This window comes from Lysinibacillus sp. EB271-A1-10B (assembly GCF_058791335.1).
Window position 1 is genome coordinate 154,920 of sequence record NZ_JBYTDL010000002.1, and the last position, 14,049, is coordinate 168,968.

At 27.9% G+C, this 14,049-nt stretch carries 18 protein-coding genes; 2 read left to right on the forward strand and 16 right to left on the reverse strand.

The genetic code is table 11. The features are described 5' to 3' along the window. Positions 1 to 136 precede the first annotated feature (136 nt). Both AC3WSK_RS03565 and AC3WSK_RS03570 read right to left on the reverse strand, forming a co-directional pair. Positions 137 to 2,803, reverse strand: a complete 2,667-nt coding sequence (locus tag AC3WSK_RS03565) for a hypothetical protein (protein ID WP_492534778.1) — start codon at positions 2,801 to 2,803, stop codon at positions 137 to 139. Between the two features lie 38 nt (positions 2,804 to 2,841). Continuing rightward, on the reverse strand, positions 2,842 to 3,024 hold the full coding sequence (locus tag AC3WSK_RS03570) for a hypothetical protein (protein WP_492534780.1): 183 nt from the start codon (positions 3,022 to 3,024) through the stop codon (positions 2,842 to 2,844). Between the two features lie 397 nt (positions 3,025 to 3,421). Between AC3WSK_RS03570 and AC3WSK_RS03575 the strand changes: the two genes are divergently transcribed. Continuing rightward, entirely contained in the window at positions 3,422 to 3,622 is a 201-nt protein-coding gene (locus tag AC3WSK_RS03575) for a hypothetical protein (RefSeq protein WP_492534782.1), read from the forward strand. Between the two features lie 1,504 nt (positions 3,623 to 5,126). Here the strand turns inward: AC3WSK_RS03575 and AC3WSK_RS03580 are convergent. From AC3WSK_RS03580 to AC3WSK_RS03645, 14 genes are all read right to left on the reverse strand, one after another. Beyond that, the gene (locus AC3WSK_RS03580) at positions 5,127 to 6,080 is read right to left on the reverse strand and encodes a hypothetical protein (protein WP_492534784.1); all 954 of its coding nucleotides are present in this window, start codon (positions 6,078 to 6,080) and stop codon (positions 5,127 to 5,129) included. 835 nt (positions 6,081 to 6,915) lie between these two features. Then, positions 6,916 to 7,239, reverse strand: coding sequence for a hypothetical protein (locus tag AC3WSK_RS03585; RefSeq protein ID WP_492534786.1), 324 nt, complete (start codon positions 7,237 to 7,239; stop codon positions 6,916 to 6,918). A gap of 6 nt (positions 7,240 to 7,245) precedes the next feature. Continuing rightward, positions 7,246 to 7,641 carry a hypothetical protein gene (locus AC3WSK_RS03590; RefSeq protein WP_492534788.1) on the reverse strand — a complete coding sequence of 132 codons (396 nt, stop codon included), beginning with the start codon at positions 7,639 to 7,641 and terminating at the stop codon, positions 7,246 to 7,248. A 41-nt stretch (positions 7,642 to 7,682) separates the two neighbouring features. Beyond that, entirely contained in the window at positions 7,683 to 9,176 is a 1,494-nt protein-coding gene (locus AC3WSK_RS03595) for a hypothetical protein (RefSeq protein ID WP_492534790.1), read from the reverse strand. A gap of 221 nt (positions 9,177 to 9,397) precedes the next feature. Beyond that, positions 9,398 to 9,778, reverse strand: a complete 381-nt coding sequence (locus AC3WSK_RS03600) for a hypothetical protein (protein ID WP_492534792.1) — start codon at positions 9,776 to 9,778, stop codon at positions 9,398 to 9,400. 188 nt (positions 9,779 to 9,966) lie between these two features. After that, positions 9,967 to 10,110 carry a hypothetical protein gene (locus tag AC3WSK_RS03605; RefSeq protein WP_492534793.1) on the reverse strand — a complete coding sequence of 48 codons (144 nt, stop codon included), beginning with the start codon at positions 10,108 to 10,110 and terminating at the stop codon, positions 9,967 to 9,969. A gap of 42 nt (positions 10,111 to 10,152) precedes the next feature. After that, a complete protein-coding gene (locus tag AC3WSK_RS03610) occupies positions 10,153 to 10,368 on the reverse strand; it encodes a hypothetical protein (RefSeq protein ID WP_492534795.1) in 216 nt (71 codons plus the stop codon). 82 nt (positions 10,369 to 10,450) lie between these two features. Further along, the gene (locus tag AC3WSK_RS03615; protein WP_492534797.1) at positions 10,451 to 10,657 is read right to left on the reverse strand and encodes a hypothetical protein; all 207 of its coding nucleotides are present in this window, start codon (positions 10,655 to 10,657) and stop codon (positions 10,451 to 10,453) included. Between the two features lie 43 nt (positions 10,658 to 10,700). Then, positions 10,701 to 11,063: a hypothetical protein gene (locus AC3WSK_RS03620; RefSeq protein WP_492534799.1), complete on the reverse strand. Its 363-nt coding sequence runs from the start codon at positions 11,061 to 11,063 to the stop codon at positions 10,701 to 10,703. A gap of 97 nt (positions 11,064 to 11,160) precedes the next feature. After that, on the reverse strand, positions 11,161 to 11,382 hold the full coding sequence (locus AC3WSK_RS03625; protein ID WP_492534801.1) for a hypothetical protein: 222 nt from the start codon (positions 11,380 to 11,382) through the stop codon (positions 11,161 to 11,163). Positions 11,383 to 11,440: 58 nt separating this feature from the next. Continuing rightward, positions 11,441 to 11,632 carry a hypothetical protein gene (locus AC3WSK_RS03630; protein ID WP_492534802.1) on the reverse strand — a complete coding sequence of 64 codons (192 nt, stop codon included), beginning with the start codon at positions 11,630 to 11,632 and terminating at the stop codon, positions 11,441 to 11,443. 38 nt (positions 11,633 to 11,670) lie between these two features. After that, positions 11,671 to 11,895, reverse strand: coding sequence for a hypothetical protein (locus tag AC3WSK_RS03635; RefSeq protein ID WP_492534804.1), 225 nt, complete (start codon positions 11,893 to 11,895; stop codon positions 11,671 to 11,673). Positions 11,896 to 12,219: 324 nt separating this feature from the next. Further along, positions 12,220 to 12,369, reverse strand: a complete 150-nt coding sequence (locus AC3WSK_RS03640; RefSeq protein WP_492534806.1) for a hypothetical protein — start codon at positions 12,367 to 12,369, stop codon at positions 12,220 to 12,222. 54 nt (positions 12,370 to 12,423) lie between these two features. After that, the gene (locus AC3WSK_RS03645; protein ID WP_492534808.1) at positions 12,424 to 12,585 is read right to left on the reverse strand and encodes a hypothetical protein; all 162 of its coding nucleotides are present in this window, start codon (positions 12,583 to 12,585) and stop codon (positions 12,424 to 12,426) included. Between the two features lie 415 nt (positions 12,586 to 13,000). Between AC3WSK_RS03645 and AC3WSK_RS03650 the strand changes: the two genes are divergently transcribed. After that, positions 13,001 to 13,717: a hypothetical protein gene (locus tag AC3WSK_RS03650; protein WP_492534810.1), complete on the forward strand. Its 717-nt coding sequence runs from the start codon at positions 13,001 to 13,003 to the stop codon at positions 13,715 to 13,717. Positions 13,718 to 14,049: the final 332 nt, after the last annotated feature.

The window sequence follows — 14,049 nt, forward strand, 5'->3', positions numbered from 1 at the left end:
ACCATTAATTCTTTGTACTTTAGTTTTTTCTTCCTTTATTGCAAATCCTCTAAAAGTACGCGCAAACGTTGATATGACGCGGTTTATCGAAGGTTATGATTATTGAAATTTTATAAGAATGTTGATATATCAATGATTAAACGTTGTTCAATTGTCCACGTTTTTTAATCCTATATTCTTTTTCTTTTAATCTTTTATACTCTTTTCTAGATTCTATGTAACATTCTTTGCAGAATTTAGACTGACTATTGATTACAGGAATACGAACACCGCAACATTCACATTGCTTAGTACCTTTTAAATTCACTAGTATATTTTGATAAATGACATCTCCGAATGAGTTCCATAGAGTATCCTTATTCACTAATTTCTTATTGCAGAAAAATTCTTTTACTAAGCTATCTACAACTTTAAATTTATCATCGATTTTAAGCAACTCATTTCGCACGTACTTAAAGAAGAAAATGTTTCCTTCTCTAGAATCTTTAATGTTATTTTTTCTAAATAAACTTCTCTTTTGTCTTTCTAATTTTATGAATTTGTCTATAATCTCTCTATTAACATATGTAATATCTTCATTCATGAGAGCAGTATAATCAAATTCTCCTGCTACATCGGCAAACTTGATAAATCGATTTGGAACAATTTTCCTCAATTTATTTACCGTACTATCAGTCATGTCTTCTACATTTTCTTTAGGTTTGTTTTTTGCTTCTTTAAAGAAGTGTGGGACTTTACCTTTAATTGCTGAACGTATTCTTTCTTCAACATCAGTCGGACGTTTAGGCATATATAGAGTCTTTGCAAAATCTATCATGTAATTATTCTCAGCAGTTAGCCATTTAACTACGTCTAAGTCTATTTCATTTTCAGAGTTGAAAATCTTAGTAATATTATTACTCACTTCACCAATGTTAGCTTTAAAAGCTAGAGTTAAGCTATTGTAAATATTTTCATTGTTAATTTCTTGGGGTTCTGCAACGCCCATTTCATAATAAAGAGGTACAATACCTTCTATGTTTCTCTCTACTACATCGATAAATTCTTTATCTTGTATAACTAAAGCCTTGTCACCGTCATTGTCAAACTGAAGAATTCTTGAAATAGGATCATGAATACTGGTGTAGATGCCATTTGTGATAAACCACTCACTGTAATCTTTACCTTTGACAATTTCTCTTACACAATGTTCTTTGTATAAGTGCGGGCTACGTAAAATATCAACTTTATCTTCACTATAGATATTACAATATACTTTTTCATTCTCCAATAAGCCTTTAGGTTGCTCGATACTCATAAATAAACGCTCACAGAATGCGTATAAATCTGGAATTAAGTAAATGTATTTACCATTAACCTTTAATTTACCTGCTCTAGCATCATTTACGAGAGATTTCTTTTTATCTTTGATAGTTTTCTTTGAGTATTCATCATTTAATAATTCTGGATACAGCAATAAAGCCTTTTGATAATAGTTTTTATTTTTATTATTTTTAGTAGCACCCAAAACTCTAAGCATTACATCTTTGTCACTACCTATTTTTTCGATATCATATAACGTATCTTTCGCTAGTATTTTCAATTCTTTATTATTGAAATCGATTAGTGTTTGTAACATCTGATAATTTAAAGTTGCGTTTTCACCAATGTCTTCTTCATTCAATTTCACAGCTTGGCAGTTATTTTCCTCAAATCTTTTTTTATAATCGTTCCAATCAGAGTAATACTTTTTCATTTTAAATTGACTTTTTGTAAATATAACTTGTATATTATCATCAATAACATCCCATTCTTTGCCGTAAATATCTTTAATTTTTGTACTAGCCCCTTCTAATTTAGCGAATTTATCAAAAGGGAAGGGGACTAACAAGCCTTTAACATATGGCAATCTAGTCATGAAAGATTTTTTTGATAACTGTGGCAAAATCATACCACATCCATCAGTATGTTCAATTGAAACCGCCATTTCTTTGCGAGTAATATCGTATGTATCTCGATCAATATAGTCAAACAAAGCTGTTACAGGAGTTTCTAAGTCATCAACAACGATTGTTCTGTGTATATCGAACTTCTCCCATTTACAACTTGCAGATGCAGTTAATGCTTTATAAGCTAATAATTTATTGACGTTACATCCACCTTGAGCATTAATATCTTCAATGCTAAGTCCACAAGTTAACGCACCTTCATGTTTTTTCCATAACGTTTCTTTAATAAATACTACTTTTTTAGTTCTTATTTGACCTGCACTGGATGAGAAATATATGTACTTTTCATTATTATAAATGAACCCATTATTAATAATGTCTTCTAGGATATTGAAATAATAGGCTCTTACTACAAATAGACTATCTGAAATTTCATCTACTTTCATTCCAATGGTGCGAGTTAATGCAGAGTCAAACATACCTATTATTTTATTGTCTATCAATGTATCTTTGCGTAGTTCACGAATCCCTTTAAATTTACCAAATTCGGTCTTCAGTATATCTTTGTATAAATTAATATGATCATTAACAAACTTACTTCTTTTACGCAATTCTTTAATTCTCATTTTAAGAAACTTTTCGTATACATGTAATTCAGGTGCTTTTTCAAGACTTTCATTTTTCTTTCTTATTTCATCCAATTCTTTATTTGTTTTTTTAATCTTATCGTTACATTTATCAATTTTTGTTTTGATTCTTTTCTTTAGAATGTAGCACTTTAAAATCTTATTATGTAATAGCATTTCTTTATCAGTGTAGAAACTTTCCGTTCCGATACTATGTATGTATACTTGTTTTTCTAAGGCTTTACTCAAACAACTACCTCCTTTTTAAAAATTATGTATTTTATAATTTAAAATGCGGTATCATACCACTTATCCATATTCTTCATTACCTTATTAAGTTTATGTCTGCTTACTTTATTTCTCCATTTAATATCATAATAGACGTCTTTCTCACAATCTGTCGCTAAATCCAAATCAATCATCTCCTCTAAATAAAATAAAACCTCACTATAATTAGTTTGCTTCTTCAATATACCAATCTCCTTTATTATGTATTTTATTAAATTATATCATAGTTAAATATATAATCAATCATTTTATGTATTTCTTTAATTAATTTTGTATTTACTTAAATAATACTCCGAAAACTTTCCGATCTACTAGTAAAATAAGAAGTAAATTTAAAATGATAAGATACAAAATTTCTATTTACTATCATTTTCTATTAATTGGTAAGAAATCCTGTCGAAACGTGTTGAAAAATAAAGAATGGCATTTCATTCATATCTGAATTGTTGTATTATTGACTATAGTGAATGATAAGTCAGACTTCAAAAATATAACAAGTGCTAAATTTATACTTGTAATTTATAGAAAAGTTTACAATAATTATCAATATATAGTGAGAAAGGGGAATGAGTCATTAAAATGAATAATATGAAGAGGGTACATATTGAGAAAGATGAGACTGTTGAATCAGCATTACTTTTGTTGATTAGTAAGTTGTCAATAACACAACCAGATGAATCTTTAAAATTATTAGCAATGTGTGCAAAAGATGATATACCAAAACAAAATGTTTTAAATTATGCACTCGACATTGTTGAGAGGAGAAATTATCTAAGTTAATTGATCTTTAAGTACATATCAATATTTTATTATAGATGACAAAATAATATTATAAGTTAACTACTATGAATACTTAAGTTAAATAAATTAGTGAAGAATTTGACTCAAAAAAACGATTACTATTAAAAACACCATTACTCGTAAACTAATCTAATTTCAATAGAAGAAACCTAGATTATATAAGGGAAATGATGCTTAATAGTCGTTAATTTTTGAGTCATTTTTAAATTCAAGAAAAAGAGGTGAAGTGATTAGATATGCAGTGTTTATAAGGGGATTGACTAGTTGTTACAGTATATATAGAAAATAGTCGTTCATGTTTAGTCGTAAATATTCAATGTTTATGCGGGTATTAGAGGTCAAAATAGGGTGAAATTTAGATGAAACGTGCGATTTGTTACTATTTTACTATAGGCTAATACTCAATAGTAGCAAGGATAGTTGATGAAATTTACGATTACGTTTACGAGTATTGGAGAAAATGTGGAATAGGTAAGTTGAACTAATTTTAGGTATATTGGATTATAGATTAGGAAGATGGAGGATGGTGATAATTGAAAATTTTATCATGGTGTGGGAATAGATGTGGTAGCCCTGATATTTGAACACACTAATAACCTCAAGATGTAAAGTAACCCCCTATATACAGTGTTTAAAGGATATAATGTATATTATTTTACCTATAACTGACAATAAATGGTATATAAAACAACCACTCATACACCTAAAACACTCTCATAACTCACTATAAAATACGAACAAGTGTTCCTGTACCTGTAAAAGTACAACTGTATTATATGAAATGTTTTGTTAGTTCTTTTAAATTGCCTGAACACATGTTGTGTTGTTATATTCGTAGTATAACAGTCAGCGCTGAGTCGAGGTGTTCTTTTTATACTTAATCACCACACACATCTAACTATCATCACTTCAACTATACTAATCCTCACACAACCTAACTCAATCCTATACTATGTAATCATTCAAATGTAATAATCTTATAACCTACTCAACCCATCCCATCCACTCTCAATGAACTTATCCTCATCCTAACTCTATATTCCAATTATCAAAATTTAATATACATAACTAAATCCCAAATAAAAAAGTAGCAAGTATATTTCAACTCACTACTAATTCAAATAATTAACTCCAATATCTAAATTTAAAATATAAATGTATCGACTTTTCCTATACTGACAATCGCTAATATCATTAGTCTATTGTTTTCTGTAATATCTAGAATATAGAATACACAAAATATAAAATGTTGTCTGTTTAAAATATTTATATACTATATAGTGACAACCTTATAATATCATATCTATCTAATTGTATTTCTGTAGTCATGTATTCTTTATATCTTATTGTTATTATGTAAGTGATAGTCACATAAGTTAACTTGTTAACGTTGTGGACAAACGACTGCTTGCAGTTGTGCGTCAGGCTCTTTTGTTACTTTTATTACTTACACGGTTAAAACTAGCTATTAAATGGATTAACATCATTTATTATTACTGTTAAAGTCCTTAAAGATAATTAAAAGTAACTTTAACATATCCGATTTACCTGCAAACATTATTTTAGGGTTAACAAATATCTTAGTCTTACGTCTATCATTGACCATAGTTATAAATGCAAATGAGTATTCATCTTCAAACTTAGTCTTATACATTGCACTCTTTAGTTTGGTGTAGTTTGTATAACCTAACTTACTTGCAAGCTCTACAATAGACATGGGAATTATTTTATCTTCATTACTTTCATGTGGGTTATGACTTATTACATTAGTGTACAAGTTTATGTACGGTAATATCATGTAGATTGTTGATAATCTCCCAAACTCTCTTACTGATGCACTTTCATATAAACCACGTACAGTATCTTTAAATAGTCTTGTGTATTGTATATCTTGTTTATGTAGTTGCTTTTTGTTCAACGCTCCATTCCTACATATATGCTCACTTATGTATTTATTATTGTTATCTATAGTAATTATACTATTATCAATTAGTCTTTTAATGTAATCATTATATTGTCTTGGTTGTAAGCGTAATAACTTAGCTAAATCTTTATCAGGAATATCTCTTCCGTTATCATATTGTATTTTGTTTGTTTCCCATGCAGTATATGTTGTTAGATACAGAAGTCTTGTTACATCTGCTTTAGTTAGGTTGTTAGTGTATTTAGACATACTTTTATTGACTTGATAGAATAAGAAAACAAAACCTCCATTTTCTTTTTGAAACTCTACCATTTCATGATTAGATTTAAAGTTATTAATTTGATTGTCAGTATAATTTATATCTAATTTAGGTTTATATTTATCACTTATATTCTCACCATCTAAAGTGTAAGTTTGACCGTTAATCACCATATGATTATCTTGAATACCTGCTATTCGTTTTTGTACTTTACTATTTAAATCTTGGAAATTTTTATAGATAATATTAATCATCCTTTACTTTTTATATTTAATTATTTTTCTTTGATTTAGATAGATAAGACTCACTAAAATCTATGTAATAACCTTGTAGACATTGAATATTGTACCTGTTTTTACGTGTTGCTCGAGGGCGCATATCTCGTATAAAATGTGTTGCTCAAGGGAGTATAAATTTAAATATGTATTAAATAATATAATAATACTTAAAAGAAAATGATTAAAATATCCTTGTGGTATTGGATATCATAACTGTATTTGCATATACAAGTAGGGACATGACTTTTTTAAATGAGAAAATAGAGTAACCAAAATATATATTGGCTACTCTAAAATTATAACTTTCATGGTTAAGTTTCCTTTGATTTAATCACAGCAATTACAATTCTAACTATAAATACAATCACAAGTATTCCATAAGATACAATGACAGCCCAATCAAATACATTTAAATTTTTAAAATCAATCCATTGATACATCAGAAGCGGTAGAAATAAGATAAAAAATAAATTTAGATAACCGATTTTCTTTAGCATATTTTAAATGAGTATGGTATATTATAATCAATAGGGAAGGGGAATAAATCCCCTCCGACTACTTGCGACTTTTCTTCTTGCGTTTTGCGGACGGCTTAGAAGATGGTCGCTTTTTGCTTGTCCTCATATCGTGTATGTCTTTTAAGGAAGAAGTAATTCCTTTTAAGATTGCCACGATAGAGCCTATCAACATGATAATGTGTTCAATATCCATACTTCACTGTGTCAACTCCTTTCCTTAATATAATACTATTATATACCATAAATTAATAAAACGCAATACACTTTATGTATTTTATTAATTAAAATCTGAATTAATTATACTTACTTAGTTTATACACTTTATTATTTTTAAACTTAATTCTATATTCATCATCTGACTTCTTAACAATTTCAATCATATTTCCATTTAATAATTCTATACCACGTAAGCTTTCTTTTATATCATCATTACACACCGTTATAAAATGTTTCTGTCCATTTTGAAGCGGTTCACATTTCCACTTTTCAAATTTTAATTTTGTAGTAGGTGGTAGGGTAGGTGGCTGTAAATTTGCTTTATCAACAACTTTACTAATAAACTTTTTTACACGTTCCTTAATACTAAAGTGACTATGTTGCTCTTTACGTGTAAGCATAGCTTTTTACACCTTTATTAAGTGATTCTTTTCTTTAGCTGTTATACGATCTCTAAAGTCATGTAAGGAGATGAAACTTTTACTATTATTAATGTGTTCATTATAAAAGTCATGCCCTAAAGCCTTTTCACTTCCTTCTGGTGAATACTTAAATGTGAATGCATAATCTTCATTTTCAAACTTCTTATTTTTACATACCAAGTATAGACTGTTATCAAAAAAGTTGTTGTATATTCCTAAAGGAATTACTTTTTCCATCTCTAAACGTGCTTTAAGCGCTTCTAATAACTCATTAGGCAATTGATCGAAGCGGTACATATTAAGGAAGAAATAATCTGTCATGTTGTTATTTTCATCAAGATACATAAAGCAACCTGTTTCTTTTACTATTTTAATTTTCATTGTTAATCAATCCTTTTCGTTTTGTATTTTATCATTTAATATTATATCGCTCGTTTAACACGTTGACTTTCCAAATACATTACATACTTCTTAGCATCCGTTAACTTGTCATTTGTTTTCATACTATAAACTTCTTTACCTGTAACACGTTCGAATATACGGTAGCAACCTGCTATATTCATAAAGAAGTAGTTAGGTGATTCATAAGAACGTGTATTATATTTGTAGCCGTAATAATCTATTTCACGCTTTTGAGTACTAAAGGAAAGTGTAATATTATCTAAATTATTAATTGCATGTTCAATAGCTTGTTTAGTTTTATATTCTTCATTTTGTTTAAATTTACGTTTGTATTTCTCAAGTATTGATCTTTGTTTTTCTAACATTTCCACAACTTTTAACATTTTATTATTTAATTGATCCTGTTTCTTGTTATATCTTGAGATATTGAGTCCAGATCTTCCGGTAATATGCCATCCAGGGTTAACTGATTTTTGGTATTTGTAACTGTTTAATTCTCTTGTATAGCGTTCACAAAAGGCATTGAAACCATTAATAAGTGTATTCTTACTATAATTATTATCAGCCATTTCAATAACTTCCTTTGTATTCTCTAACAAATCAGAAAGTGTAAGCTGTAGCTGTTTTGTTTCATATCCTAAGCTTTTTGTTTGCATTAAGCTGTTATCAATTAAGCGTTTTTCAGTTTCTTCATTAATTTTAAATTGTGTAATATCAACAAATTCTACTAATTCAATTTCAAACGGTTCTATAGTCTCAACAACTTCAATATTGCCATTTGTTAATTTTTCAGCTAGTGCTATGGTATTTTCATTTTGCTTTGCATACCAACATTTTTGAAATCTCGACCATTTAAAGCCGTTAACCTTTAATTCTGTACGGATTTCATCACTAGGTTTATCAGCGAAGTACAACTCTACACCGTTTTTTTCATCGTTTAATTTCATTGTAATAGTATTTGTAATTTCTACTTCGGAAACGTCTGTATTGATTTCCTGTGATTCCACAACTACTTGTGTATCTTCTTCGGCAACTTTTGCTATTTCAATTTCCGATACCACTTGTTCAACTTCCAATCCTACCATTGAGCGAGAAGGGAATGAAGTATTCTCAGTATTTTCAATCACTAATTTAATGAATGCAATAACTTCTGGATTAACATTTAATTTTTCAGCTAAGAATAATAAATTATCTGAACTTCGACGAATCGACCATACATTTTTCAAAGACTCGAACCAAATTTCTTTAGTGTTATAATAGTCAGCAATATCAAGTGCAATAATTTCAATTACTTCTAATCCTTCATTGCAACTACGCATTTCCATGTAATATTCATCATAGTAAGATGTATCTTTCTTTTTAATATAGCCTTCAGCACCACGTTTAGTTTTATTGAAAGATTGAATATGTTCACCTCTAACAACTAAGAAACACTTTCCACGGTATGAATTTTCAGTAGCTTTAATTGCATGTTCAACGTTGGAATTAATTTGGTTTTGGATAGTTGTTTTCAATTGAATGACCACCTTAAAAGTTTTATGTATTTGTTTTATTAACTTAAATATAGTGTACCATAATTCATAATTATTTGTATAGTTATTTTATGTATTTATTTAATTAAAATTTAAACAAAATAAAAAGAGAACCTCTTCAGGATCTCAAGTTTTTATAAAAAGCATATATTATTTAAAGAAGAGAAGGGAGAATAGACTCCCTTAAATTAATTTATTTTACATTAATGTATTGTTAACGATGTATCAATAACAGTTATCTCATCACTTTTTATATCTGCATCCGATAAATAATCATCATATCCATATACATCGTAAATATCTACTGAAGTAGGTTTTAATTCATTTGTGAGGTAATACACTGTCAGTTCAAATTGATCGACTGCTTTATCTTCAATAAAGAATCGTAATGTGCTACTTCTCTTTATTGTAATCCTAACATCGCTATTAACATCGATTTTTTCAATTTTAATATACTTTTTAGATAGAAAATTATTTATTTCATTTCTAACTTCACTAATAATAGTTGATTCATTATTTTTAATTACTTCAATCAAAGAAGTTCCTGTAAAATGTTTATTGATTACATTATATTTGTTTGCCATTAGTAGCACTCCCATGTATTTTGTATGTAGCTCCATTCTAACTTAAAACCTAATCTAAATAAATAACTGTATCTAATTTACTTACTTAGATTAACCTTTAAGCAGTCAACTAAATGACTCGTTACTATTTCCTTGTCTTTATAATACCACAAACACACAATTACTGTAAAGTGCATTTATGTATTTTATTAATTAATTCTAGTTAGCAAGAATATAGCAACTGCGATTACATTTATAGTAGTTCCAAATTTATAATAAGAAACTTTATCTTCTTTTGAGTCATCATCCATCCATAAAAAATCATCTATTCCAGACTTAATTTTACTAATCATAACGATTCCTCCTATGTAAATTGAGAGTAGGGAATATACCTCTCAATCATCAAATTTTAATTTAATATGTTTATCCACGTTATTAGCAACAACAATTAATTCATTTTGAATAACTTCAACAATAATACTAGTATCATTATCCTTTGCAATAATATCGATATTTTCTTTATACTTTTGGATCTTATTATATAGTTCTTTGGAATTCTTACTCGCTTGTAAATCATCAATGATGTGTCTTAAATCTGCATATACTTTCATTTTGTTCTACCTCCTTTTATGTATATCTATCTGATTAAAGGAGAGTAGGGGAGGTTATTTAATATTATTTAATATGGTTATATTATTTAGAATTAACTTCTTCAAAAGTGTTTAATACTTGCCAACTACCACTTGTTAAACGTACTTTATTTTTATTTTGTAAACACCACTTTTTAACTTCTTTCATGTCACCAAATGACTTAGATTTCTTTAATCCTCTTTTAATAGTTGTGTACCATACTTGATATTTTCCATCTAAACCAATTTGAGAATATAGAGATTCAAACATTTAAACACCTTCTTTCGTTTAATTTGTTTATAATACAGTTGTATCATTTAACTTCTTCAATTTTCACTAATTCCCATAATGAATCATCCGCAAATGTACCGATAAACTTTTTACCATGATGGAGGGTACTAATGTCAATTTTAAAATTTCCATCTATCTTATAATCATTCAAACCAACATAAACAACGTTTTCAGTTTCTGCTTTTGGATCTAAGAAGAAGTGGCCTTCTTTATTGCTGTACATATAAAATAATTCTGCTTGATTGTCTTTTAATTCATGTGTTTGAACTACAGTACATTTATTTGAAGTGTTATTTATTTCTTTAGCTAAAACATCTGTATTTGTTGTACCAGTGAATAGAGAAAAAGCTGTAACGATTGAAAGTAAAATGTTTTTGATTTCCATAATTAATTACCATCCTTTTTTATTTTATTAATTAAATGAATAGGGGTAGGGGGAATAACATCCTACAAGCTTATATAATATTTACTTTTTATATAATTTAATCGTATTTATTTAAGTTTTTAACTGTTTCAACTAATTCACCATTTGTATTGATGATATCTAACTTTTTAGCAGTTACAAACTTTACGTCTTTTCTATCAATAAAAGAAGATGTTTCTTTCCGCAAATCACGACTACTTAATTTTTCAGCAAAACTCTTAATTTCTTTAGTCACGATACCTTTCCAGTCTTTTAATTCAAATGTGTATTGATATGTCATTTTTAATTCGCTCCATTCAATTTATTTATTTTTATAAAATACTGTTTTTATTTATTGATTACATTTTCATTGTAGAGTAATATTTATACTCTTTCTTTCCAAAATTATTTATTAACGCTTCAAATAAGTGTACAAAACTATAGCCTTGTTTTAATGCTTCATATCGTGAATCATAATCATAAGTTTTCAATTCTTTCTCGCTTATAATTTGACCTTGAATCTCTTTTTCGTTTGTATACAATGCTTTCATTTTCTTTTCCTCCAATTTAGATAAAATAGTATTTTTATTTAGTTATTATTGAGTTGAATACACGCATCTTTCCATGAATCAAAATATTTATAATTTAGATGGTCTGCACCTTGATTATAGTCTTTTGGATTTCCTTGAATAATTCCGACTATTACTTTATTTAATTTCATTGAACGTCCTTGTAGCCTGTATTGTGGATTGCTTTCTAGTAAAGCATAATATTTTCTTTCCTCTTTTATTTTCTCTTTTAATTCAGATTTCAATTTCGATTCCTCCAATTAGATAATGATGTTTTATAAAATTTATAAACCCGTGCAACGTATATTGTAGTTATTTAACGCTTTGTGATAGTCTTTGTATGTTTTAACGTTTAGTGCTTTGTTGTGTATTACATCCAACATATACACCGTAAAATTTGTATTTTGACCTTCTAAAACGATTTGTAATCCACTATTAAAAATTGGTTTCATTAGTTTAATCAATTTAAAATTCCTCCTAAGTAGTTATGTATGTTTGTGTTACAACCTCCTTCCGATAAGGAAGGAACGCTCACAGCCTAATGCCTGTTTATACTCGCTGTGACGAGTTTATTTAATAATTGTTTCTACAAACTCTTTTGCTTTATTGTACTCATTTGAATCAAACCATTTCACATTCATACGTTTACCATTTCTAAAGATGGTTACTTTTATTTCATAAATTCCGATTTGCATTTCAGTATGAATATTTGATTTCATTATATTTTCCTCCTAAAAAGTAAGTATTTTATGTATTTTGTTAAATAAATTGTATTATTGTCCTAACTGAATTTCAAGTTTTAATTTATCAATTTTTGAAATTAAATCTTCACAGTATTTTGTTGGAAAGGATAAAGATTTGCTCTTAAGTATTACCAGTTCGAATAGTTCGTGTCTAAGTGATTCGAATAAGCTTTTCTTTTCTTCTACTGTCATCGTCTTAGCTCCTTCAATATCATTTACTAACTGTTATTATATTACCATCCAAATATTAAACCCGTCAATATAAATTATGTATTTTATTATTTAATTTTAATGGTTTTACTAGAAACGTTGATATTACTAGGTTCATGGTTCATGGTGTCTTTTCACGAAAAAATATATGTTTCTTCCTATTAAATAGTAAAAACCAAAAAATGAATAAGTAATATACGAGAACGAGTGTTTGTTATGACAGTCAGAGAAACACTTGGAGTGGTAGATCTTTTTTTATGAACTCTTTTAATCGTCAAATTTTAAATTGAAAACCACTTATAAGTAACAGAAAGTTAAAAATCGAGCTGGGTATTTATTTGATTTATTATGTATTTGTTAATATAATTACAATAAATGCATAAAAGGAGGAGATTTAATGAGTAAACATGATATTTCTGGAGAAAAGTTCGGAAGTTATACAGTGTTGAAGAAAATACATAATCATGAAAAAGAGGTTAGAAGAAAGAGTACATTTTGGTTATGTAAATGTGATTGTGGGACGGAAAGGGTGGTTGCTAGATGTGATTTGAAAAGTGGATCAGTAAAATCATGTGGGTGTAGCAGATTTGGAAAAAGAGGTAAATATACTAAACGAAAAATAAAAAACAAGCCTATAAGTAAAACTAGATTTTATAGAATATGGGTCGGTATGAGGGGTAGATGTTATGATTCTAAGAATTTAGAATATAAAAATTATGGGGCAAAAGGAATAAAAGTTTGTGATGAATGGTTAACTTTTGAAAACTTCAAGAATGATATGTACGAGGCATATTTAAATTTTGAAGAAACAAATGGTGAAAAATCAGCAACTATCGATAGAATTGATTTTAATGGTGATTATGAAGTATCTAATTGCCGTTGGCAAACACAACTTCAGCAAGCTAGAAACAGAAGTAATAATATAGAAGTAATTGTAGATGGAGCTACATTTAGCACGATATCTCAACTTGCTGAAGCATATGGTTTGAATTACCACACTGTTCTTCAAAGGTATAATAAAGGTAAGAGTGGTTTGGAGTTGGTATCAAATCATAACTTAAAGAATCCAGATAGTGAAATGATTAGAGGAACTAACGGTCTGTACAATAAATAAAAAAATAAATTACATAATTAAAAATGTGCTTAGTACTTAACTTATTATAGTTGTACTAAGCACATTTTTTTAATTCAAGATATTTTCTTTGGTATATCCATAGCCCATAGTGTGATTTCTCTAACAATGTTTGTGTGAAAGCTAACCTTAAACCGAGATCATTATGGGCTTCTTTATATTTGCTTTGCGAATACTCCATTGTCCTTAAATCTTCGATAAGAAAATATGAATAAACAATAGAAATGAATATAAAGTTAAATATTTCTAATTAATTTTAAAAAAACACTTGTATCTTACTTATAAGATATATATAATTTACTTATAGCTTACTT

Coding starts and splice junctions, on each gene's coding strand:
- AC3WSK_RS03575 (WP_492534782.1), top strand. CDS start 3,422: ATGAATAATATGAAGAGGGTACATATTGAGAAAGATGAGACTGTTGAA.
- AC3WSK_RS03580 (WP_492534784.1), bottom strand. CDS start 6,080: ATGATTAATATTATCTATAAAAATTTCCAAGATTTAAATAGTAAAGTA.
- AC3WSK_RS03585 (WP_492534786.1), bottom strand. CDS start 7,239: ATGCTTACACGTAAAGAGCAACATAGTCACTTTAGTATTAAGGAACGT.
- AC3WSK_RS03590 (WP_492534788.1), bottom strand. CDS start 7,641: ATGAAAATTAAAATAGTAAAAGAAACAGGTTGCTTTATGTATCTTGAT.
- AC3WSK_RS03600 (WP_492534792.1), bottom strand. CDS start 9,778: ATGGCAAACAAATATAATGTAATCAATAAACATTTTACAGGAACTTCT.
- AC3WSK_RS03605 (WP_492534793.1), bottom strand. CDS start 10,110: ATGATTAGTAAAATTAAGTCTGGAATAGATGATTTTTTATGGATGGAT.
- AC3WSK_RS03610 (WP_492534795.1), bottom strand. CDS start 10,368: ATGAAAGTATATGCAGATTTAAGACACATCATTGATGATTTACAAGCG.
- AC3WSK_RS03615 (WP_492534797.1), bottom strand. CDS start 10,657: ATGTTTGAATCTCTATATTCTCAAATTGGTTTAGATGGAAAATATCAA.
- AC3WSK_RS03620 (WP_492534799.1), bottom strand. CDS start 11,063: ATGGAAATCAAAAACATTTTACTTTCAATCGTTACAGCTTTTTCTCTA.
- AC3WSK_RS03625 (WP_492534801.1), bottom strand. CDS start 11,382: ATGACATATCAATACACATTTGAATTAAAAGACTGGAAAGGTATCGTG.
- AC3WSK_RS03630 (WP_492534802.1), bottom strand. CDS start 11,632: ATGAAAGCATTGTATACAAACGAAAAAGAGATTCAAGGTCAAATTATA.
- AC3WSK_RS03640 (WP_492534806.1), bottom strand. CDS start 12,369: ATGAAATCAAATATTCATACTGAAATGCAAATCGGAATTTATGAAATA.
- AC3WSK_RS03645 (WP_492534808.1), bottom strand. CDS start 12,585: ATGACAGTAGAAGAAAAGAAAAGCTTATTCGAATCACTTAGACACGAA.
- AC3WSK_RS03650 (WP_492534810.1), top strand. CDS start 13,001: ATGAGTAAACATGATATTTCTGGAGAAAAGTTCGGAAGTTATACAGTG.